21 protein-coding genes are annotated in these 20,758 nt (G+C 66.9%); 5 read left to right on the top strand and 16 right to left on the bottom strand.

All coding sequences use genetic code 11. From position 1 onward, the window contains the following. Positions 1-34: 34 nt before the first annotated feature. The 4 genes from ACSLUQ_RS11460 to ACSLUQ_RS11475 all read right to left on the bottom strand — a co-directional run bounded on the left by ACSLUQ_RS11460 (position 35) and on the right by ACSLUQ_RS11475 (position 4,341). Positions 35-712: a GNAT family N-acetyltransferase gene (locus ACSLUQ_RS11460; RefSeq protein ID WP_417772402.1), complete on the bottom strand. Its 678-nt coding sequence runs from the start codon at positions 710-712 to the stop codon at positions 35-37. Between the two features lie 19 nt (positions 713-731). Then, positions 732-2,015, bottom strand: a complete 1,284-nt coding sequence (locus ACSLUQ_RS11465; RefSeq protein ID WP_417772401.1) for a M16 family metallopeptidase — start codon at positions 2,013-2,015, stop codon at positions 732-734. Beyond that, the gene (gene thrC / locus ACSLUQ_RS11470; protein WP_417772400.1) at positions 2,015-3,424 is read right to left on the bottom strand and encodes a threonine synthase; all 1,410 of its coding nucleotides are present in this window, start codon (positions 3,422-3,424) and stop codon (positions 2,015-2,017) included. Before thrC ends, ACSLUQ_RS11465 begins: the two co-directional genes overlap by 1 nt. A 317-nt stretch (positions 3,425-3,741) precedes the next feature. Continuing rightward, positions 3,742-4,341: a YqgE/AlgH family protein gene (locus ACSLUQ_RS11475; protein WP_461808610.1), complete on the bottom strand. Its 600-nt coding sequence runs from the start codon at positions 4,339-4,341 to the stop codon at positions 3,742-3,744. A 288-nt stretch (positions 4,342-4,629) separates the two neighbouring features. Here ACSLUQ_RS11475 and ACSLUQ_RS11480 point away from each other — a divergent pair, with 288 nt between their 5' ends. Next, entirely contained in the window at positions 4,630-5,508 is an 879-nt protein-coding gene (locus ACSLUQ_RS11480; RefSeq protein WP_461808611.1) for a protein-disulfide reductase DsbD domain-containing protein, read from the top strand. Positions 5,509-5,679: 171 nt separating this feature from the next. Beyond that, a complete protein-coding gene (locus ACSLUQ_RS11485) occupies positions 5,680-6,162 on the top strand; it encodes a peroxiredoxin (RefSeq protein ID WP_417772397.1) in 483 nt (160 codons plus the stop codon). 90 nt (positions 6,163-6,252) lie between these two features. Here ACSLUQ_RS11485 and ACSLUQ_RS11490 read toward each other — a convergent pair whose 3' ends face one another. The 9 genes from ACSLUQ_RS11490 to coxB all read right to left on the bottom strand — a co-directional run bounded on the left by ACSLUQ_RS11490 (position 6,253) and on the right by coxB (position 13,760). Next, a complete protein-coding gene (locus ACSLUQ_RS11490) occupies positions 6,253-7,050 on the bottom strand; it encodes an SURF1 family protein (protein WP_417772396.1) in 798 nt (265 codons plus the stop codon). Continuing rightward, entirely contained in the window at positions 7,043-7,456 is a 414-nt protein-coding gene (locus ACSLUQ_RS11495) for a DUF983 domain-containing protein (RefSeq protein WP_461808612.1), read from the bottom strand. The genes ACSLUQ_RS11490 and ACSLUQ_RS11495 overlap by 8 nt, the downstream gene beginning before the upstream one ends. 46 nt (positions 7,457-7,502) lie before the next feature. Beyond that, positions 7,503-8,051 carry a L,D-transpeptidase family protein gene (locus tag ACSLUQ_RS11500; protein WP_461808613.1) on the bottom strand — a complete coding sequence of 183 codons (549 nt, stop codon included), beginning with the start codon at positions 8,049-8,051 and terminating at the stop codon, positions 7,503-7,505. Positions 8,052-8,109: 58 nt separating this feature from the next. Continuing rightward, a complete protein-coding gene (locus ACSLUQ_RS11505) occupies positions 8,110-8,976 on the bottom strand; it encodes a cytochrome c oxidase subunit 3 (RefSeq protein ID WP_417772393.1) in 867 nt (288 codons plus the stop codon). 57 nt (positions 8,977-9,033) lie between these two features. Then, positions 9,034-9,684: a cytochrome c oxidase assembly protein gene (locus ACSLUQ_RS11510; RefSeq protein WP_461808614.1), complete on the bottom strand. Its 651-nt coding sequence runs from the start codon at positions 9,682-9,684 to the stop codon at positions 9,034-9,036. A gap of 12 nt (positions 9,685-9,696) precedes the next feature. After that, positions 9,697-9,855, bottom strand: coding sequence for a hypothetical protein (locus ACSLUQ_RS11515; protein WP_417772391.1), 159 nt, complete (start codon positions 9,853-9,855; stop codon positions 9,697-9,699). Continuing rightward, positions 9,852-10,814, bottom strand: a complete 963-nt coding sequence (cyoE, locus tag ACSLUQ_RS11520) for a heme o synthase (RefSeq protein WP_417772390.1) — start codon at positions 10,812-10,814, stop codon at positions 9,852-9,854. The genes ACSLUQ_RS11515 and cyoE overlap by 4 nt, the downstream gene beginning before the upstream one ends. A 247-nt stretch (positions 10,815-11,061) precedes the next feature. After that, positions 11,062-12,669 carry a cytochrome c oxidase subunit I gene (gene ctaD / locus ACSLUQ_RS11525; RefSeq protein ID WP_417772389.1) on the bottom strand — a complete coding sequence of 536 codons (1,608 nt, stop codon included), beginning with the start codon at positions 12,667-12,669 and terminating at the stop codon, positions 11,062-11,064. Between the two features lie 98 nt (positions 12,670-12,767). Then, positions 12,768-13,760 carry a cytochrome c oxidase subunit II gene (gene coxB / locus ACSLUQ_RS11530; RefSeq protein ID WP_417772388.1) on the bottom strand — a complete coding sequence of 331 codons (993 nt, stop codon included), beginning with the start codon at positions 13,758-13,760 and terminating at the stop codon, positions 12,768-12,770. A 564-nt stretch (positions 13,761-14,324) separates the two neighbouring features. On the opposite strand from coxB, the gene ACSLUQ_RS11535 reads away from it, so the two are divergent. Beyond that, positions 14,325-14,816, top strand: coding sequence for an invasion associated locus B family protein (locus ACSLUQ_RS11535; protein WP_417772387.1), 492 nt, complete (start codon positions 14,325-14,327; stop codon positions 14,814-14,816). A 145-nt stretch (positions 14,817-14,961) separates the two neighbouring features. Further along, positions 14,962-16,386: a metalloprotease TldD gene (tldD, locus tag ACSLUQ_RS11540; RefSeq protein WP_417772386.1), complete on the top strand. Its 1,425-nt coding sequence runs from the start codon at positions 14,962-14,964 to the stop codon at positions 16,384-16,386. Between the two features lie 17 nt (positions 16,387-16,403). On the opposite strand, the gene ACSLUQ_RS11545 is transcribed toward tldD, so the two are convergent. Together ACSLUQ_RS11545 and purD are read right to left on the bottom strand one after the other, a co-directional pair. Further along, entirely contained in the window at positions 16,404-17,321 is a 918-nt protein-coding gene (locus ACSLUQ_RS11545; RefSeq protein ID WP_461808615.1) for an alpha/beta fold hydrolase, read from the bottom strand. Between the two features lie 130 nt (positions 17,322-17,451). Next, complete coding sequence (gene purD / locus ACSLUQ_RS11550) at positions 17,452-18,729, bottom strand: phosphoribosylamine--glycine ligase (protein WP_417772384.1); 1,278 nt, start codon at positions 18,727-18,729, stop codon at positions 17,452-17,454. 174 nt (positions 18,730-18,903) lie between these two features. Between purD and ubiA the strand changes: the two genes are divergently transcribed. Beyond that, positions 18,904-19,848 (top strand): 4-hydroxybenzoate octaprenyltransferase, encoded by a 945-nt coding sequence (gene ubiA / locus ACSLUQ_RS11555; protein ID WP_461808616.1) that lies wholly within the window; start codon positions 18,904-18,906, stop codon positions 19,846-19,848. Positions 19,849-19,930: 82 nt separating this feature from the next. Here ubiA and ACSLUQ_RS11560 read toward each other — a convergent pair whose 3' ends face one another. Beyond that, positions 19,931-20,545 carry a DUF6101 family protein gene (locus ACSLUQ_RS11560; RefSeq protein ID WP_417772382.1) on the bottom strand — a complete coding sequence of 205 codons (615 nt, stop codon included), beginning with the start codon at positions 20,543-20,545 and terminating at the stop codon, positions 19,931-19,933. Between the last annotated feature and the right edge of the window lie 213 nt (positions 20,546-20,758).

Consider the following 20,758-nt stretch of genomic DNA (forward strand, 5'->3'; position numbering starts at 1 on the left):
GTCGTCGCGGACACGTATCGGCATCCGCTGCATGTCACAAGGCTTCTTTCCGGGAGCTGCCGAGCCCGTCGCGCCGGTAGGATTCAAGCGCTGCAAGGAAGTCGGAGGCCCCTCCGCCAGCCTGTCCCGCGATCCGCGCGTAGAGCACATGATCCTGCCATTCCCCGGCGATGCGCAGGTAGCGGCGGGCGTAGCCTTCCCGCTCAAAACCGGCTTTTTCAAGGAGGCGACGCGAGGCCGCGTTGGTGGGCAGACACGCCGCCTCGACGCGGTTCAGGCCAAGCTCGCCGAAGGCGAAAGGAACGAGCAGCGACACCGCCGCGCCCATATAGCCCTTGCCCGCGTAGGGGGCACCCATCCAGTAACCGAGCGTGCAGGCCATGGCAACGCCTCTGCGCACATTTGACAGGGTAGCGCCGCCAAGGAGGGCTCCGTCGCTCTCACGGAAGACGAAGAAGGGAAAGGCCCGCTCCTCGCGCAGCTCGCGCGCGTAGCGACGAAGCCTGCGCCGGAACGCGCCGCGCGTCAGTTCGTCCGACGCCCACAGGGGTTCCCAGGGCTGGAGAAAGTCGCGGCTTTCCGCACGTAAGGCCGCCCACGCGGGATAGTCCTGGGCCAGCGGCATGCGCAGGAAGACGGCGCCTTCCCGGCTCTGCGCGCCGCGCAGGACCCGCGTCGCGTCCGCCGCACCGAATGCCCGCAAGAACGCCATCGCGACCTCCGTCCGGGGTTCAGCCCGCAACCGCCCGACCCGGGTTTCGGCCGAGAACCGAGGTGACCGTGTCGAGATCGAGCACCGCCCCTTTCGGGCCGACGGTGGAAAGCGTCGGCGAGCCGGAGAAGACATCGGCCGCAACCCGCTTCAGGTCGGTGAGCGTCACCGCATCGACGCGGGCCTGGATTTCCTCGGGGGAAACGATCTCGCCATGGATCATCCACTGGCGGGCGATCTGGCCGGCGCGCGCGGCCGGGCTTTCCAGCGACATCATGATGCCGGCGCGGATCTGCGCCTTGGCGCGGTCGAGGTCGGACTGGTCGATCCGCTCGGACGCGGCTGCGACCTCCTCGAGAAGCACCGGGAACAACTCATCGATGTCATCCTCGCCGGTCGCCGCGTGAATGCCGAACAGGCCGGTATCCTGAAACGCCCAGTGGAACGCATATATCGCGTAGCACAGGCCCCGGTTCTCGCGAATTTCCTGGAACAGGCGCGAGGACATGCCCCCACCCATCACCGAGGCCAGCACCTGGATCGTGTAGTAATCGGTCGCCTTGTAGGGCTTGCCCTCGAAGCCGAGGATGAGCTGCAGTTCCATCAGCTCGCGCTCGAGGCGGGTCTGACCGCCGGTGTAGCGCGCGCCCGCCGGCTTTTCCGCGCCACCGCCCGGCAGGCCGGCGAAATGCGTCTCGGCCAGCGCAACAAGCGCATCATGGTCCACCGCGCCGGCGGCCGAGAGCACCATGTTTCCGGCGGTGTAGTGTTCGGCGAGATAGGCCCGCAGGTCTTCCGGCGAAAAGCCCATCACCGTCTCGCGGGTGCCGAGGATCGGTCGCCCGATGGCCTGGCGCGCCCAGGCGGTTTCCTGGAACTGGTCGAAGACCTTGTCATCGGGCGTGTCGTGCGCGGCACCGATCTCCTGCAGGATCACATGCTTCTCGCGCAGCAGTTCATCAGGATCGAAGGCGGAGTTCTGCAGGATATCGGCGATGATCTCGACCGCGAGCGGCACATCCTCGGCCAGTACCCGGGCGTGGTAGTTCGTGTGCTCGACGCTGGTTGCGGCATTGAGCTCGCCGCCGACCGCCTCGATCTCCTCGGCGATCTGGCGTGCCGTTCGCGTCGCGGTGCCCTTGAACGCCATGTGCTCGAGCAGGTGGGTGATGCCGTTCTGGTGAGGAAGCTCCGACCGGGAACCCGCCCCCACCCAGACGCCGAGCGCGGTGGAACGCAGGTAGGGGAATGTGTCGGTCACGACTGTCAGGCCATTCGCCAGCCGGCTCACGCGTACCTGCATCAGGACACCTCCAGTCCGGCAGCGCGGGCGCGCTCCAGAATATGATCCTCCACGGCCTTGCGGTCGGCCGAGACCTTCTCCAGCCGCTCGGGCGCGCTCATCATCGCGCGCAGCTCGGGCGGCAGCTCGGGCCGGATGCCGCAGGCGGCCTCCACCGCATCGGGGAACTTGGCCGGATGCGCGGTCGCCAGCACGACCATCGGCACGGGCGACTGCGGCAACTCCCCGGCCACATGAACGCCGGCCGCCGTGTGCGGATCGAGCAGGTAGCCGGTGCGCGCCAGCGTTTCGGCAATGGTGCGCGCCGTCTCCGCCTCTCCGCAGCGCCCGGCGTCGAAGCCGGCGCGGATCTCCGCAAGAGGGCCTTCGGCGAGAGTGAAGCCACCCGACTGGGCGAGGCGGTCCATCAGGCCACGCACCTCTCCCGCCTGGCGTCCATGCACCTCGAACAGCAGCCGCTCGAAGTTGGAGGAGAGTTGGATATCCATCGACGGCGAAGTGGTCTGCACCACGCCGCGCGTCTCGTAGGTTCCTGTTTCCAGCGTGCGGGCGAGAATGTCGTTGGCGTTGGTGGCGATCACCAGCCGCTCGATCGGCAGGCCCATGCGGGCCGCGACATGGGCGGCGAAGATGTCGCCGAAATTGCCCGTCGGCACGGTGAAGGACACCTTGCGATGCGGTGCGCCGAGCGCCGCGCCGGCGACAAAGTAATAGACCACCTGGGCGACGATGCGGGCCCAGTTGATCGAGTTGACGCCGGCAAGCTGCACCTCATCGCGAAAGGCGGCGTGGGTGAACATGCCCTTCACAATGGACTGGCAATCATCGAACGTGCCGGTGAGCGACAGGGCGTGGACGTTGCTGTCGGTCGGCGTCGTCATCTGCCGGCGCTGGACATCGGAGACCCGCCCGTCGGGGAACAGAATGAAGACGTCCGTGCGATCCCGCCCCCGGAAGGCCTCGATTGCCGCGCCGCCAGTGTCACCGGAGGTGGCGCCGACGATGGTGGCGCGCCGGCCGCGCTCGGCCAGGACATGGTCCATCATGCGGCCGAGAAGCTGCATGGCCACGTCCTTGAAGGCAAGCGTCGGGCCGTGAAAGAGCTCAAGCACGAAGCGGCCCGGTGCGATCTGCACCAGTGGTGTCACTGCCTCGTGACGAAAACCGGAGTAAGCTTCGGATATCATCGCCGCGAGGTCGTCGCGGGCGATCTCGCCGGCGACGAAGGGCGCGATCACCGCTTCGGCGACCTCGGCATAGGGACGACCCGCGAAGCCAGCGATCTCGTCTGCCGACAGGCGCGGCCATTCGGCGGGAACATAAAGCCCGCCGTCGGCGGCAAGGCCGGTCAGGAGAACGTCGGCAAATCCGAGGACCGGCGCCTCACCCCTTGTACTCACGTATTTCACGACCGAGACGACCTCCAGATACCTCACCGGGGAACGACTGCCCCGCCGCTCATCATCTGCGCGCGCGGCAAATCCTGCGACCCGCGAACGCAAAGCCCGCGTGCGGGCGGCAAAGGCCACCGCGCCCGGGACGGCCGGTTGTCACGGCCATGCGAACGGGTTTCACCCGGAAAACTTGGCCGGAGCGTCCTGAGAGCACCGTCAACCGACGGCATTCCGGCACGGACCGGCCGATCCATCCGCGCACCCTAGACTCGCGTCCCGCCCCGGGCAAGGCGATTGCGCCGACCGGCCACACGCCACGGCCGGCCCGAAGATCAGGCGTGACCGGCCTCGCTCGACAGCATGGCCGGGTGGATCCCGATGTTGGCCAAGGCCCGGTCCCATTTGGTTTCGGTTGCCGGATCGAAGATGATCTCGCTGTCGGCCGGCCCGGTAATCCAGCCGTTTTCCTGGATCTCCGTCTCGAGTTGGCCGGCGCCCCAGCCCGCATATCCGAGCGCCAGCATTGCCCGGCTCGGCCCCTTGCCGTCGACGATGGCGCGCAGGATGTCGAGCGTCGCCGTCAGGCAGATGCCGTCGTGGATCGGCATGGTGGAATGCGCCGCGAGATAATCCTGGGAATGGAGCACGAAGCCGCGACCGGTCTCCACCGGACCGCCGCGATGAACCTCCATACGGTCGGCCGGCGCGGGCAGCACGATGTCGGCACCGGCATCGATGATCTCGAGCTGGCGCAGCAGATCCGGAAAGGTCAGGCTCGGTGCCTTCTGGTTCAGCACGATGCCCATCGCGCCCTCGGGAGAATGCGCGCACAGATAGATGACCGTGTGGGCGAATCGGCTATCCGCCATCTGCGGCATAGCGATCAGGAACTGACCTGCCAGCGTCTGCGGATGTGTTTCATGTCGTTCCATGCCACCTCATCCCGTTCTGCTCGAAATCCCGTTCTGCTCGAAGCCCGTCCGATGGCGAACCGGCTTGCGGCAGGGAACCCGTGGCGTTTGCGCCGCCGTCTCGCCCGTCTCGTTTCACGGTGCGTCACAATCAGTGTACGCCGCCATTTCTTCCTTGTTAACAGGCCTGATGGGCCGGCCCGCCCGTCGCCGATCACGCGCATGTTCCCGCCCGACCGCTGGACCCTGCATGCGAATTGCGGCAAGTCTCGACATCAGTCGACACAAACTTGCAGGAGACGACACAGGATGCGCGTGATCACCGGCCTCTGTTTCATGACGCTTGTCGCCTGTCTGGCGCTTCCCGTGCACGGCGCACGGGCGGACGAGGCCGGCGCCAGTCCCTGGCAGAAAGTGGCCGGCGCGCGGGTTCGCCTTGTCGCCGTGCCGTCGGCGGTAGAGGGAGTGGACGACAACCGGCTCGACGCCGCCGTCGAATTCGAAATCGATCCGGGCTGGCACATCTACTGGCGCTTTCCCGGTGAGACCGGCATTCCGACGGAGGCAGACTTTTCCGCTTCCTCCGGCATCACCGAAGCGCACCTGCGCTTTCCCGCGCCGCAACGCCATTTCGACGGTGCCTTCACCTCCATCGTCTACGAGACGCACACTCTCCTGCCGGTCGACCTGCGGCTGGAGAGCGAAGGTTCGCGAGCAGAACTGGTCGCGGACCTGCGCTTCGGCATCTGCAGCGACATCTGCGTTCCGGGCGAAGCCCGCCTCGCGCTCGCGCTTCCTCCCGAAAGCGCGCCTTCGGCCCGCCGCCCTGCGATCAACGCCGCGCGCGCCACGCTTGCAACCCCGCAGGGCGAGGCGGCCCCGCGCGTCGCGACGGTGACGGCCTCGCCCGCGGCGGACCCCGACGCCGCTCCCGAGATATTGATCGAGGTGCAACTGGCAGGCGTCGACGAGCCGATCGACCTTTTCGCCGAAGGCGTGGCAGGCTCCTACAACGGCGTGCCCGTGCTGGTGGAACGCACCGGCGCGCGCGCCCGCTTCTCGCTTTCCGGCGAAGGCTTCATCGATGCGGCCGATGGCAGCCGGCCGCTGCGGCTGACGCTGATCGACGGGGCAAGGACTGTCGAACATGACGTCGACCTCGCTCCGATTTTCGGGCGCCTGCGCTGAGGATCGCCGGCGATTGGCTCCGCTGCGACCGGCAGCGCCCCTCGACTGCGTTCCTCTTTCACCCTATGTGTCGGGCGTCGGCTTGCCTTTCCCGAGCACATTTTCGCTCGAGGCCAGGCATGCGCCCGGCCCGCGCCATGCGGTTCCCACTGACCGATACCGGAGTTTCCCATGACCATTAAGGTTGGCGACAAGCTTCCCGACGCGAAATTCAAGATCATGACCGCGGACGGCCCGGCCGAGCGCACCTCGGCGGACCTCTTCTCCGGCCGCACGGTTGTCCTCTTCGCCGTTCCCGGCGCCTTCACGCCGACCTGTCACCTGAACCACCTTCCGGGCTTCGTCGAGCACGCCGACACGATCCTTTCGAAGGGCGTGGACGAGATCGCCGTCGTTTCGGTCAATGACGTCTTCGTCATGGACGCCTGGGAGAAGGCGAGCGGCGCCGGCAAGATCGCCTTCCTGGCCGACGGCAGCGCCGAGTTCACCAAGGCCATCGGCCTCGAGCTGGACGCCTCCGGCTTCGGCATGGGCGTGCGATCCAAGCGCTATGCGATGATCGTCAAGGATGGTGTCGTCACGGCGCTCAACGTCGAGGACACGCCCGGCACCGCCGAGGTTTCCGGCGCGGCGGCGATCCTTTCGGCTCTCTGAGCGAAAACGACGGGCAAGGCCCTGAAAACGGAAACGGCCGGGCGACAATCGCCCGGCCGTTTCCTTTTGACGCGCGCGCGTCGCGTTTGCTCAGCCCTTTCGGGGTGGCCGCGCCTCGCCGCGGGCATAGACGATGAAGATCACGATCAGCACCACCGCCAGCCCGTACCAGGTCACCGCATATTGCAGGTGGTTGTTGGTGAAGGAGACGATGGTCTCCCCCGCCTGTGGCAGACCGCCCTCGGGCGTGAAACGCGCCGGCAGATCGATGGTGAAGGGGGCAACGCGCGACGGATCGAGGCCGAGAGCGGCTGCCATCTCGTCACCCTCGCGCACAAAGAAGATGCGCTTTTGCGGGTCCGAACCGATGATGAACATGTTGCCGCGCTCGTCGCGCCGCAGCAGCCCGCTGATCGTCATCTCGCCCGCGGGCGCGGCACTCGCCGGCCGCGTTTCCAGCTGGCGCAGGCGGTCGGGCACGAAACCGCGGTTGACCATCACGATCTCGCCGCCGTCAAGCTCGAACGGCGCATAGACGAAATAGCCCGGCCCGTCGTAGGCGCCCTTGGCATCGCCAAGCGTGATGTAATAGTAGGCCTCGCCCTCCAGGAAGCGACCGTGTGTCTCGACGGGGCGATAGTCCCAGGCTTCCTCGGAAAGCCCTGCCCAGGCGGCTGGGTCGGGCAGCGGAACGGGCGTGCTGCCGGTGCGCGCCTCGACACGCTCGATCAGGTCCAGCTTCCATTGCAGGCGCATCACCTGCCAGGTGCCCAGGCCCAGGAGTGCGGCGAACACGACGACGGCGGCGATGGCAGGCGCAAGCAGACGGCGGCGCGGCGCGGCCGGCCGTTCTTCGGCGGAAGCGCTCGAGGTGGCGGGATCAGTCAAGGTCCTTGTCCTCCTCCCCGGCATCGTCGATCTGTCCCTCGCGGGCGCTATGCTTGAACTGCTGCGCGATCATCACGCCCTTGAGCGGGCGCAGGATCAAAAGCGCCAGGATCACCGTCAGCGGCAGCCACAGGACGAGATGCACCCAGATAGGCGGTCGGTAGGCCAGTTCCGTGACCAGCACGAGAGCGACGACGACAAAGCCGACGAGCATCATGATGAACACCGCCGGGCCGTCGCCGCTGTCGGCGAACTCGAAACTCTGTCCGCAATTGCGGCAGGTCGGGCGCACGGTCAGGTAGCCGTCGAAAAGCTTGCCCTGGCCACAGCGCGGGCAGCGGCCGGCAAGCCCGGTGCGCAGCGGGTCCTGCGGCGGATAGTGCGCGCTGTCTCTTGCGTCTGCCATGAATGTCGCTCCTTGGTGTCTTCCCTCGCCCGGCACGCGGGCCGGGTCAGGGACGGATCTCGATCGGCGTGCCGTTCGGCACCATCCGCCAGATCTCCTCGATCTGCGCATCGGTCACGGCGATGCAGCCGTCGGTCCAGTCGAGGCGGAGATGCGCGCTCCCCAACCAGCCGAGCCCGTTTGGCAGGCCGTGAATCATGATCATGCCGCCCGGATCATCCCCCCGCCGGGAGGCGGCCCTGCGGTCGCGGACATCGGGGTAGGAGACGTGAAGCGAAAGATGATAGGCGCTTTTCGGGTTGCGCCAATCGAGAACATAGGTCCCTTCGGGCGTGCGGCCATCGCCCTCGCGTTGCTTGTGCCCGACAGGCTGCCCGCCGAGAGCAACCTGATAGGTGCGACGCTCGACACCCTCCCGATCGATCAGAGCCAGCCGACGCTCGCTCTTGAGAAGCAGGATCCTGGCGATTTCCGCCTCATGCGCGGCGGGCGTCGGCGGGGGGACCGCAGTCGAACCACCGGCCCAAGCAACTGCGGCGGCCAAGGCCGCCGCAACCAGTAGCAATGTCAGGATCGCGACAGGGGCCACCCGCATGTCTGCGCTCGCATCTGCGACAAGGACCGTGGCCCGGCCATGAGCCGGGCCCACGCCCTTACGAGTGGTAGGAAGACCCGGCACCCCAGATGTAGATCGAGACGAACAGGAAGAGCCAGACCACGTCGACGAAGTGCCAGTACCAGGCAGCAGCCTCGAAGCCGAAGTGCTTCTGCGGGGTGAACTGGCCCGCGAGCGCGCGGATCAGGCAGACGATCAGGAAGATCGTGCCGACGATGACGTGGAAGCCGTGGAAGCCGGTCGCCATGTAGAACGTCGCGCCATAGATCGAGCCCGAGAAGGCAAAGGTCGCATGGCTGTACTCATAAGCCTGCACCATCGAGAAGAACAGGCCGAGGATGACGGTCAGCGTCAGGCCCCACTTCAGGCCTTCGCGGTCGTTGTGCAACAGCGCGTGGTGCGCCCAGGTCACCGTGGTGCCCGAGGTCAGCAGGATAAGCGTGTTGAACAGCGGCAGATGCCAGGGATCGAAGGTCTCGATGCCATGCGGCGGCCACACGCCACCGGTGACATCGAAGCGGGCGTACTGGTTGGCTTCGCCGACGAAGAGCGAGGCATCGAAGAACGCCCAGAACCAGGCCACGAAGAACATCACCTCGGAAGCGATGAACAGCAGCATGCCATAGCGCAGGTGAAGCTGGACCACCGGCGTATGGTCGCCCGCGATCGACTCGCGGATGGTGTCGCGCCACCACATGAACATCACATAGAGCACGACCAGCAGGCCGACGGCGAAGATGCCCCAGCCGGCGAGATCGACGCCGAACAGCAGGAACGGCTTGTCGCCGACGTGCTTGAACAGGCCGATGGCGCCAATGGCCAGAAGAAACGCACCGACACCGCCGAGGAACGGCCACGGGCTCGGGTCGATGATGTGATAATCGTGGTTCTTGGCGTGCGCCATGGGTCTTCCCCCGATCTTTCTCTCTCTGAACGCCCCCAGGTGGCGGGCTACGTTATTCTACAAGTTGTTGTTTTTTGCGTCTTCCGCCTTGGTCGCCTTCGCGGCCACGGGCGTTTCCGGCTCCTTGGCCGGGAAGAACGTGTAGGAGAGCGTGATCTCCTTGATATGCTTCAACTCCGGATTCTCGTCCATCTCCGGATCGACGAAGAACACCACCGGCATTTCCGCGCTTTCGCCCTGCTTGAGCGGCTGCTCCGTGAAGCAGAAGCACTGGATCTTGTTGAAGTAGGCGCCCGCCTCGAAGGGCGTGACGTTGAACACGGACGTGCCCGTGTTGGCCTCCGCGCCAAGATTGGTCGCGTGATAGGAAATGGTCTTGGTCTCGCCCATGCGGATCGTCACCGAGCGCTGGTCGGGACCGAAGCGCCACGGCAGCGACGCATTGACGTTGCCGTCGAACCGCACGGTGATCTTGCGGCCGATCACTGTGCCACTGTCGGCATCTGCGCGCTGCGTCGTGCCGCCATAGCCGGTGACCTGGCAGAAGAGCTGGTAGAGCGGCACGGCGGCATAGGCGGCGCCGACCATGGCGAGCACACCGCAGAAGGCGGCGACGCCGATGCGGCGGTTGACCCGCGCCATGCGCGCCGCGCGGACCTCTTGCGAGGTCTGTTCCGGCGTGACCGGGGTCTGGCTGTCCTGCGTCATGCGCGTCACCTCCTAGAGCGGGCGGTTCATGATCCCCGGCCCCATCTTGACCAGGGTGATGACGAAGAAGAGCACCGCCAGCACGCCAAGCGTGATGCCGATGGCCCTCGAGCGTGCGCGCTGACGCCGCTTCTGCTCTTCCGTCTGCCGAATGCCGTCGTTCTCGCTCATGCCGCCCCCGGAAACCAGAATGCAGGGAAGAGATCGCCGGCCAGCGTATCGGCGAACAGCAAGGCGAAGACGAGGAAGAGATAGACCAGCGAGAACTTGAAAAGCGCCACCGCCGCCTTGCGCGCGCCATCGCCCTCGCGCCTGAGGAAGACGGCAACGGCATAGGCGACGAAGATGGCGCCCAGGACTCCGGCGATCACGCCATAGGCCGGCGAGGCGAACCCGAGCAGCGCCGGCGCGACCCCGATGGGTGCAAGCAGGATCGAATAGACCAGGATGTGGGTGCGGGTCGTGTCCTCGCCGGCGACGACGGGAAGCATCGGGATGCGCGCATCCTCATAGTCGCCGCGCTTGAACAGAGACAGCGCCCAGAAGTGCGGCGGCGTCCACATGAAGATGATGAGGAACAGGATCGAGCTGTGCAGGCTGACATCGCCCGTCACCGCCGCCCAGCCGATCATCGGCGGGAAGGCCCCCGCGGCGCCGCCGATAACGATGTTCTGCGGCGTCGAGCGCTTCAGCCACATCGTGTAGACGACGGCGTAGAAGAAGATCGTGAAGGCGAGCAGGCCGGCCGCCAGCCAGTTGACGGCAAGCCCCAGGATCGCAACCGAAAACGCCGAGAGCGTCAGGCCGAAGGCCAGTGCCTCGTTCGGCGCGATGCGACCGGCCGGGATCGGCCGCTTGCGGGTGCGCGACATCACCGCGTCGATGTCGGCGTCGTACCACATGTTGAGCGCGCCGGACGCGCCGGCGCCGATGGCGATGCACAGGATCGCGACGAGGCCAAGCACCGGATGCAGCTCGCCCGGCGCGATCAGGATGCCGACCAGCGCGGTAAACACGACCAGCGACATGACCCGCGGCTTCAGCAGCGCGAGATAATCGCGGACCTCTCCCTCACCGCCAAAGGCGGCGACGTCGTCAAGCGGCCCGTCCCGAAGTTCAGCAAGCGACATGTTCTGCTCTTCGTCTCGTTCGCCCGCCATCCGGGGGCAGGCCCATCCCGTTTCCCGTCAGGCGCGAGCGCTTGCGCGGCCCTGTGCCTCTCCCGGACGGGAGCCGGTCTCGAAGTCTCGTGCGCGGACATCGCGGTCCGGCTCCAGGCCGTCCCTTTGTCATCGCGCCGCCGCCGGGCCTTTCGGTCCGACGGAAAGACCGCGCCGCGGAGAGCCGCGGCGCGGGTATCGTTTTCAGCCGTGCCGCTTACTTGATGCGCGGCAGGACCTCGAACTGGTGGTAGGGCGGCGGGGAGGACAGGGTCCACTCCAGCGTCGTTGCGCCCTCGCCCCACGGGTTGTTGCCGGCGACGCGCTTCTTGGAGAAAGCCTCGACGATGCCGAACAGGAACACCAGGACCGCGAAGGCCGAGATGTAGGACCCATAGGAGGAGACAGCGTTCCAGCCGGCGAGCGCATCGGGATAATCGACGTAGCGGCGCGGCATGCCCTGCAGACCGAGGAAGTGCTGCGGGAAGAAGATCATGTTCACGCCGACGAAGGTGATCCAGAAGTGGGCCTTGCCGATGGTCTCGTTGTACATGTAGCCGAACATTTTCGGGAACCAGTAGTACCAGCCGCCAAAGATGCCGAAGACCGCGCCGAGCGACAGCACGTAGTGGAAGTGGGCCACCACGTAGTAGGTGTCGTGCAGCGAGCGGTCGAGACCGGCGTTGGCGAGCTGAACGCCCGTGACGCCACCGACCGTGAACAGGAAGATGAAACCGACCGCCCAGAGCATCGGGGTGCGGAAGGTGATCGAGCCGCCCCACATCGTGGCGATCCACGAGAAGATCTTCACGCCCGTGGGAACCGCGATGACCATCGTCGCGGCGACGAAATAGGCCTGCGTGTCCACGTCGAGACCGACCGTGTACATGTGGTGCGCCCACACGATAAAGCCGACAACGCCGATCGCGACCATGGCGTAGGCCATGCCCAGGTATCCGAAGATCGGCTTGCGGGCGAAGGTCGAGATGATGTGGCTGACGATGCCGAAGGCCGGCAGAATCAGGATGTACACCTCGGGATGACCGAAGAACCAGAACAGGTGCTGGAACAGGATCGGATCACCGCCACCGGCCGGATCGAAGAACGTGGTGCCGAAGTTGCGGTCCGTCAGCAGCATGGTGATGCCGCCGGCGAGCACCGGCAGGGACAGCAGCAGAAGGAACGCGGTGACGAGCACCGACCAGGCGAAGAGCGGCATCTTGTGCAGCGTCATGCCCGGAGCGCGCATGTTGAAGATCGTCGTGATGAAGTTGATCGCACCCAGGATCGACGACGCACCGGAGATGTGCAGCGCCAGGATGGCGAGATCCATCGCGGGACCCGGATGGCCCTCGGGACCGGCCGAGGAGAGCGGCGGATAGGCCGTCCAGCCGCCGCCGAATCCGAAGCCGCCCGTCGGACCCTCGACAAAGAGCGAGAGCAGGAGCAGCAGGAAGGCCGGCGGGAGCAGCCAGAAGGAAATGTTGTTCATCCGCGGGAACGCCATGTCCGGCGCGCCGATCATGATCGGCACGAAGTAGTTGGCGAAACCGCCGATCAGCGCAGGCATGACCATGAAGAAGATCATGATGAGGCCGTGCGAGGTCGTGAACACGTTGAAGGTGTGCGGGTTGGAGAAGATCTGCAGACCCGGTTCCTGCAGCTCCAGACGGATGCCGACGCTGAGCGCGCCGCCAATGATGCCCGCGATGATCGCGAAGATCAGATAGAGGACACCGATGTCCTTGTGGTTGGTCGAATAGACCCAGCGCGTCCATCCGGTCGGATGGTCATGGTCGCCTTGCGCATGCGCTGCATAGGCCATCTTCCAGCTCCCTCGTTTTGATTCCGGTTGACGGACGCCTTAGGTCCGCCGTGAGCCGCGGGCGGCGAACCGTCCGCGGCGGAAATTCGCGTCCGCGATCAGCGCGCGGCGAGTTCCAGCGCCTTCGGCGTCTCGACGGCAGCGGTGCCGTTCGACGCCGCAATCGCGGCCATCAGTTCCTTGGTGGCGCCCTCGACGTCCGTCTTGGCGCCTTCTGCCCACTTGTCGTACTGCGCCTGCTCGACCACGCGGATGGCGATCGGCATGTAGGCGTGATCCTTGCCGCAGAGCTCGGAGCACTGGCCGTAGTAGATGCCCGTCTGGTCGGCGCGGAACCAGGTCTCGTTCAGACGGCCCGGGACCGCATCGACCTTCACGCCGAAGGCCGGCATGGCGAAGGAGTGGATCACGTCGGCGCCGGTCACCTGGACACGCACGACCTTGCCGATCGGCACGATCATCTCGTTGTCGACGGCCAGAAGGCGCGGATATTCGCTCTCCGGACGCTTGAAGTCGGCGGCGCGCGCCTTGCGCTCCTGCTCGTCACGAATCAGAAGGCTGTCGAAGACCACGTCTTCCATGCCCTCGTCAGTGTACTCGTAGCCCCAGTACCACTGGTAGCCGGTCGCCTTGACGGTCATGTCATAGGCCGGCACCTCGAGCTCCTTGTAGAGAAGGCGGAACGAGGGGATCGAGATCACGACGAGGATCAGGATCGGCGCCAGCGTCCACACCACCTCGATCATCGTGTTGTGCGAGGTGCGCGAGGGCTTCGGGTTGCTCTTGGCGTTGAAGCGCAGGACGCACCACCCCAGGAGCGCCGTCACGAGCAGCACGATGACCGTGACGATGACAAGCGTGAAGTGGTTGAACCAGCGGACATCGCCCATCACCTCGGTGACGGCCGGCTGCATGTCGATCTTCCAGGGCTCCGGCTGCGCCGCGAGCGCGGTGCCCACGAAACCGCCAAGCGCTGTCATTGCGCCCGCCGCCACGCCCATCAGACGCTTGAACACCCGTGTCGGCTTGACCATCTGTGTCACGTCCGTGCTCCCTTCCTGCCCCCGCCCCTGCCGGAGCGTGCGGGTCATTTCTTCATCTTCGCGATCAGCACGCGGCCGACGCGTGCCCGGATCGCAAGTGCCCGTCGGGGCGACCTTGCGTGCCGCCGCCGTATCCTGTCCGCGCTCGCCGTGTCTGCATGGACGGGCCGAGCCAGCCTGCGGAACGTTCCTTGCGCGGAGTGTATCTTACCTCGCCATGGCATGAAGGGGCGTCAAAACGCCGCAGCCGCGCATGATCAAGATCAAAGCGGGGATGAAAAACCACATGCGGCCGCATTGCGCAATGCACTAGTTTCGCGAATGCCCAAATTCCGGCCAATTCAGGGCGTTGCGTGGCTCCCCCGACCGGCTCGCCGCATCTTTCCCACGTCCCGGACAGGCGCGATCGCCCATTGTCGGTCTTTCGCCTTGAAATCGGCCTGTCGAGGAACGAAAAAGCAGTGTCGCGTCCTTTTCGGGCGAATCATGCCGCCATGTCTCCCGCGCGGAGAGACGGTGCACGGGTCGGCCCTTCAGGCGACGTGACGCAACGACGAGCCGCGAGCCAACGGAGTTCCGCCTGTGCCTCTTGCTAGATCGCCGATGATGCGCATGGCCGCTGTAGCCGCCGTCATTCTCGCCCATGTTCTTGCCACGACGCCCGCCGCTTTCGCGCAAGGGGCGGTGCGTTCCGTCCATGGCGACTGGCAGATGCGCTGCGACACGCCCGCCGGCGCACAGCAGGAGCAATGCGCGCTGATCCAGAACGTGACCGCAGACGACCGCGAGAATGTCGGTCTGTCCGTGATCGTCCTGAAGACGGCCGACAAGAAATCCTACCTGCTGCGCGTGCTGGCCCCGCTCGGCGTGCTGCTGCCGATGGGCCTGGGCCTGCGGGTCGACGGCGTCGACGTCGGCAGCGCCGGCTTCGTGCGCTGCCTGCCGAACGGCTGCATCGTCGAGGTCGTCATGCAGGACGACCTGCTCGAGAAGATGCAGAAGGGCCAGGCCGCCACCTTCGTCATCTTCCAGACACCCGAAGAAGGCATCGGCATCCCGATCTCGCTGAAGGGCTTCTCCGAAGGCTTCGCCACACTGCCCTGAGTACGGATCGCGGCGCGGGACGCCCAGGCCGCATCCCCTCTGTTTTCCCGTCCGCGCCGGCCTCTTTGGCGGGGCGGGCAAGCTCATGTCCCGATGCCGCCGGCAAGCGCCCGCGCGCCTGCGGCCCACGCCGAGGAGGCTTTTCGTGACCCAGCCCGCCATCGATCTCATTGCCGGCGCCGATCTCGGCGAGGACGAGGCGCGCCGGATCCTCGCCAGCGCCCTTTCGGGTGCCGACGATGGAGAACTCTTCCTGGAGTACAGGGAGTCCGAAAGCCTCGTCTTCGACAACGGCCGGCTCAAGGGCGCGAACTACGACACCTCGCAGGGCTTCGGCCTGCGCGCCGTCGCCGGCGAGGCGGCCGGCTATGCCCATTCGGGCGAGATCTCGGTCGCCGCGCTGAAGCGCGCTGCCGACGCGGTCTCCGCCGTTACCGCCGGCCATTCAGGCACCTACAGCGAGCCACCGCAGGGGACCAACGGCAAGCTTTACTCCGATGCCAACCCGCTGCTCGCGCCGGGCTTTGCCGAAAAGGCACGCCTGCTCGAGGAAATCGACGCCTATGCGCGGGCACGCGATCCCAAGGTGCGCCAGGTCAGCGCCTCGCTCGCCACTTCCTGGCAGGTGGTGGACATTCTGCGCGCCGACGGTCACCGGGTGCGCGACGTGCGCCCGCTGGTGCGCTTCGGCGTCTCGGTCGTCGCCGGCGACGGCACCCGCCAGGAGGCCGGATCACACGGCTTCGGCGGTCGCGACATGGTGGATGCCTTCGTCACGCAAGAGAGCTGGAAACACGCCGTCGACGAGGCCCTGCGCCAGGCGCTGGTCAATCTCGAGGCGGTGCCGGCGCCGGCCGGCAGCTTCGACGTCGTGCTCGGGCCCGGCTGGCCCGGCATTCTCCTGCACGAGGCCGTGGGCCATGGGCTTGAGGGCGATTTCAACCGCAAGAAGACCTCCGCCTTTGCCGGGCTGATGGGCCAGCAGGTCGCCTCGCGCGGCGTTACCATCGTCGACGACGGCACCATCGGCGGCCGGCGCGGCTCTCTCACCATCGACGACGAGGGCACGCCGACGGGCCGCACCGTGCTGATCGAGGACGGCATCCTCACCGGCTACATGCAGGACCGGCAGAACGCGCGGCTGATGGGCGTACGCTCGACCGGAAACGGCCGACGCCAGTCCTTCGCCCATATTCCGATGCCGCGCATGACCAACACGATCATGCTCGCCGGGGACCGCGATCCGGGTGAGATCCTCGAAGGCGTCAGGGACGGCATCTACGCCGTCTCCTTCGGCGGCGGCCAGGTCGACATCACCAGCGGCAAGTTCGTCTTCTCCTGCACCGAGGCCTACAGGGTCGAGAATGGCAAGGTCGGCGCGCCGATCAAGGGGGCGATGCTAATCGGCAACGGACCGGACGCGCTCACCCGCATCTCGGCCGTGGGCAACGACCTGCAGCTCGATCCCGGCATCGGCACCTGCGGCAAGCAGGGTCAGGGCGTACCGGTGGGCGTCGGCCAGCCGACCCTGCGCATCGACAAGATGACCATCGGCGGCACCGCCGTCTGACCCGGGAGGCCGGCGCCTCAGGCGCCGGCATTCTCCAGCAGGAACGGCAGCAGCACCTCGAGCGTGCCTTGCGGGTTCTCCTCCACCAGGAAGTGGCCTGCCTCGACGCCGGCGGCGGAAACATTGTCGCACCAGTCCGACCAGGTATTCAGCGGAAGCGCCGTCTTGCCGGCAAGGCCAGCCGCGCCGAACAGCGCCAGCACCGGGCAGAAAATACGATGGCCGCTCTCCCGGTCGCTGGTATCCAGAACCATGTCGACGGTCGCCCCGGCGCGGTAGTCCTCGCAGGCCGCGTGCTGGCGTTCGGGTTGCGAGAACGAGGCGAGATAGTCCGCCCGCGCCGCCGGGTGGAAGGCGGACAAGTCCTTGCTCGCCGTCCAGCTCGCCAGCGTGTGATCGAGATAGAACTCCGGCGCGCCGGCAATCAGCCGTTCGGGCAGCGGTCTGGGCTGGGCGAGGAACGTCCAGTGATAGATCGCCATGGCGTAGCGCCAATCCATGTTGCGCCAGTAGTCGTAGGTCGGAAGGATATCGAGGACGGCAAGCCCTGTCAGGCGCTCGGGATGGTCGAGCGCCAGCCGGTAGCCGACGCGGCCGCCGCGGTCATGCCCGACCAGCGCGAAGCGCTCGTGACCGAGCGCCCGCATGACGGCAATCATGTCGCGCGCCATCACGCGCTTCGAATAGAGGTGATGCCCCTCGTCGCCCGCAGGCGCGTCGGACTGGCCGTAACCGCGCAGATCCGCCGCGACCACCGTGAAATGCTCTGCGAGCCGGCCGGCGATGCCGTGCCACATGGCATGGGTCTGCGGATATCCGTGCAGCAGCAGAAGCGGCGGCCCCTCCCCGCCTATGCGGCAGAAAATCTCGACTCCCTCTCCAGGCAGCCGCCGCGCGGCAAACCCCGGAAAGAGATCGCGCGCGGCTTCCACCATCGCCATATCCCCCCTTGCGGAGATCGCGACACATGACGCGCTTCCCTCTCCCGCAACAGGAGAATGTGGGAGCCGCCCTTTCAGTTCAAGGCAATAACCGAAGCTGAAGCTCTTCGCACCGCGCCGCGCGTCAGTGTCCGTCGCGCTCCAGCGCGCGCCAGGCGATATCCCGGCGGCAGAAGCCCTCGGGCCAATCGATGCGATCGATCGCGGCATAGGCGCGCGCGCGCGCTTCCGCGACGGTGGCGCCCATCGCCGTCACATTGAGCACGCGTCCGCCGTTGGCGAGAATGCGCGCGCCCTCGGCGCGGGTGCCGGCGTGGAACACCTTGAGGTCGGGCGTTGCCTCGAGCGCATCGAGGCCGCGGATCTCGGTGCCTTTCTCGTAGACCCCCGGATAGCCCTTGGCCGCCAGCACGACGGTCAGCGCCACGGCGTCGTGCCAGTCGGCCTCCGTCTCGCCGAGGCGCCCCTCACAGGCGGCCACGAGCAGATCGACGATGTCGGAGCGCAGCCGCATCATCAGCACCTGGCACTCGGGGTCGCCGAAGCGGACGTTGTATTCGATGAGCTGGGGCCCGTCGGCGGTGATCATCAGTCCCGCGAAGAGCACGCCGACGAAAGGCGTTCCCTCGGCGGCGAGCGTGGCGATGGTCGGGCGCACGATTTCGGCGAGCGCCCGCTCGGTCATCTCCGGCGTCATCACCGGCGCGGGCGAATAGGCCCCCATGCCGCCGGTGTTCGGACCGGTGTCGCCCTCGCCGACGCGCTTGTGGTCCTGGGCAGAGGCGAGCGGCAACGCGTTGACGCCGTCGGAAAGCACGAAGAGGCTCGCCTCCTCGCCCTCCAGGAACGCCTCGACCACCACTTCCGCGCCGGCCGCGCCGAACTCGCCGTCAAAGCAGGCGTCGATGGCCGCCAGCGCCTCCTCCTCGGTCATGGCGATGATGACGCCCTTGCCGGCCGCCAGCCCATCGGCCTTGACGACGATGGGCGCGCCTGCCTTGCGCACATGTGCGCGCGCCGCCTCGGCATCGGAGAAGCGGCCATAGGCGGCGGTGGGAATGCCGGCGCGCGCGCACAGGTCCTTGGTGAAACCCTTGGACCCTTCGAGGCGGGCGGCCGCCTGGCGCGGGCCGAAGGCCATGATGCCGGCCCGGGTCAGGCTGTCGACCAGACCGTCGACCAGCGGGGCCTCGGGGCCGACGACGACGAAGCCAATCTCGTGATCGCGGCAGAACGTCACGACGGCGGCGTGATCGGAGACATCGAGCGCGATGCAGGTCGCCTCCGCGGCGATGCCGGCATTGCCGGGCGCGACATAAAGCCGGTCGCACTTCGGCGAGCGCGCCATCGCCCAGGCAAGCGCATGTTCCCGCCCGCCGGATCCGATCAGAAGAATGTTCATCGCGCGCCTGTCCCGTCTGGTGCCACGTCCGCGTCCGGCCTGCGCCGGCGCGCGCGACCCGCCGGCCGCGCCCGGGTGGTACAGCGCGCGGGCGGGAGAGACAAGACCCGGCCTTTCATCGGACGGCCAAAGCCGCTATCACCCGGGAAACACGCAAGCGCATCGGTGGAAAGCATGAACGACGGCACGGTCAGGGGACGGGTCGCGGACGCGGTTCGCGGCCATTGGGTCGACACGATGGCGCCGGACTGGCTCAGGCCCTATGCCCGGCTCGCGCGCTGGGAGCGGCCGATCGGCTGGCGGCTGCTGCTGTGGCCGTGCTGGTGGTCGGCCGGACTTGCCGCCATCGCCGGCGGCCGGCCGGTGCCCGACATCTGGCACCTCGTGCTCTTCATGGTCGGAGCCATCGCCATGCGCGGGGCCGGCTGCACCTACAACGACCTCGTCGACCAGGACATCGACGACAAGGTGGCACGCACCCGTTCGCGCCCCCTGCCCTCCGGACAGGTCACGCCGTTCAGGGCCAAGATCTTCCTTGTCGCGCAGGCTCTGGTCGGGCTCGTCGTACTGCTGCAGTTCAACATGTTCACCGTGCTCCTGGGCATCGGCTCGCTGGCGGTCGTGACCATCTATCCGTTCATGAAGAGGGTCACCAACTGGCCGCAGCTCTTCCTCGGCCTCGCCTTTTCGTGGGGCGCGCTGATGGGCTGGGCGGCAGCCTTCGGCAGCCTCGCCTGGCCCGCTTTCGCGCTCTATGCCGGCGGCATCCTGTGGACAATCGGCTACGACACGATCTACGCCCATCAGGACAAGGAGGATGATGCCATCGTCGGCGTTCATTCCACGGCGCGGCTCTTCGGCGACTGGACGAAACTCGCGCTGATCGCGCTCTACGGGGGGGCGACGCTGCTGTTCGGGCTGGCATTCTTCGGCGCGGACGCCGGGCCGGCGGCCTTCGCCGGACTCGTTCTCGGCCTCGGCCATCTCGCCCGGCAGATCATCGTGCTCGACATTGACGACAACGATCAGTGCCTGAAGCTCTTCCGCTCCAACGGCGGCTACGGCTGGATCCTCTTTGCCGGCCTCGTCGCCGACGCCCTCGTCCAGGCGCTTCTCTAGTCAGACGCCTTTCTAGGTCAGGCACCTTCTCTGCCCTGGCGGCTTGGCCGGGGGTAGCGGCGGGGGGCCGGGGCCTCCCGCGTCAGGTCCGGGCGATGATCTCGCGTTCGCCGCGATGGACCGGCGCCGTGCCGATAGCCCGACCGGCCTTGCGGCGCACCAGGAAGCGCGGACGACGGGCCGTGAGGGCGGCAACGCGGCGGCGCGTGGGCAGCCAGCGACCACGGATCGTGCCTGTCTCTCCCGCCGGTGTCACCGGATCGTCGAGCCGGGTGATGTGGCCATCCGCCTCCACCAGCAGCAGCGGCAGCGAGAGCGCATCGGCCCAGGCGCGCCAGTCGGCGGCAAGCACCTCGAGGGCCTCGTCGCTGGCCAGTTCGATCGACAGGGCCGGATCACGGTGCATGAGACCGATACGGGCCTTGAAGGATCCGGGCGCATCGCCCGGCGAGACCTCGGCGAAGACGCCCAGAAAGGCGCTCATCGGCTGGGCGAGGGTCAGCGGCAGACCGGCGAGCCGGCGCTTGACGATGACCTGCCCCGGGTCGATGTAGACGTCGAAGGCAACAGCCTCCGCCGCCTCTCCGCAGCCCGTTCCCCGGGCGGCAAAGCGATGCGGCATCTGGGCCGGGTCGAGCCGCTTGGCGCGGCCCGACCCGTTCGATACGGCATCCTGTTGGGCTGTTTGACGCTTCAATTCGCTCTCCATCGGGCCGGTTATGATGGCCTCTGATGGAAAGAACTCTAGCAAGCCCGTGTCCCGATCGGCTTAACGATCACGGTTAAGTTTTTCTGTCTGCAACCAGGGTTAGGGATTGGTCACCGGACAAGGCAAACAAATCGTGACCAGCAGCCACGCCTTCCTTGCCGCACCGCGTTCGGACCACTAGGTTTGCGCGCGACACCAGCC

It is taken from the genome of Stappia sp. ICDLI1TA098 (assembly GCF_054880955.1).

Bases quoted from the DNA above. Each gene is read 5' to 3' on its own strand.
- ACSLUQ_RS11460 (WP_417772402.1), bottom strand. From the start codon at position 712: ATGGCGTTCTTGCGGGCATTCGGTGCGGCGGACGCGACGCGGGTCCTG.
- ACSLUQ_RS11465 (WP_417772401.1), bottom strand. From the start codon at position 2,015: ATGCAGGTACGCGTGAGCCGGCTGGCGAATGGCCTGACAGTCGTGACC.
- ACSLUQ_RS11475 (WP_461808610.1), bottom strand. From the start codon at position 4,341: ATGGAACGACATGAAACACATCCGCAGACGCTGGCAGGTCAGTTCCTG.
- ACSLUQ_RS11480 (WP_461808611.1), top strand. From the start codon at position 4,630: ATGCGCGTGATCACCGGCCTCTGTTTCATGACGCTTGTCGCCTGTCTG.
- ACSLUQ_RS11485 (WP_417772397.1), top strand. From the start codon at position 5,680: ATGACCATTAAGGTTGGCGACAAGCTTCCCGACGCGAAATTCAAGATC.
- ACSLUQ_RS11495 (WP_461808612.1), bottom strand. From the start codon at position 7,456: ATGGCAGACGCAAGAGACAGCGCGCACTATCCGCCGCAGGACCCGCTG.
- ACSLUQ_RS11500 (WP_461808613.1), bottom strand. From the start codon at position 8,051: ATGCGGGTGGCCCCTGTCGCGATCCTGACATTGCTACTGGTTGCGGCG.
- ACSLUQ_RS11505 (WP_417772393.1), bottom strand. From the start codon at position 8,976: ATGGCGCACGCCAAGAACCACGATTATCACATCATCGACCCGAGCCCG.
- ACSLUQ_RS11510 (WP_461808614.1), bottom strand. From the start codon at position 9,684: ATGACGCAGGACAGCCAGACCCCGGTCACGCCGGAACAGACCTCGCAA.
- ACSLUQ_RS11515 (WP_417772391.1), bottom strand. From the start codon at position 9,855: ATGAGCGAGAACGACGGCATTCGGCAGACGGAAGAGCAGAAGCGGCGT.
- cyoE (WP_417772390.1), bottom strand. From the start codon at position 10,814: ATGTCGCTTGCTGAACTTCGGGACGGGCCGCTTGACGACGTCGCCGCC.
- ctaD (WP_417772389.1), bottom strand. From the start codon at position 12,669: ATGGCCTATGCAGCGCATGCGCAAGGCGACCATGACCATCCGACCGGA.
- coxB (WP_417772388.1), bottom strand. From the start codon at position 13,760: ATGACCCGCACGCTCCGGCAGGGGCGGGGGCAGGAAGGGAGCACGGAC.
- ACSLUQ_RS11535 (WP_417772387.1), top strand. From the start codon at position 14,325: ATGGCCGCTGTAGCCGCCGTCATTCTCGCCCATGTTCTTGCCACGACG.
- ACSLUQ_RS11545 (WP_461808615.1), bottom strand. From the start codon at position 17,321: ATGGTGGAAGCCGCGCGCGATCTCTTTCCGGGGTTTGCCGCGCGGCGG.
- purD (WP_417772384.1), bottom strand. From the start codon at position 18,729: ATGAACATTCTTCTGATCGGATCCGGCGGGCGGGAACATGCGCTTGCC.
- ubiA (WP_461808616.1), top strand. From the start codon at position 18,904: ATGAACGACGGCACGGTCAGGGGACGGGTCGCGGACGCGGTTCGCGGC.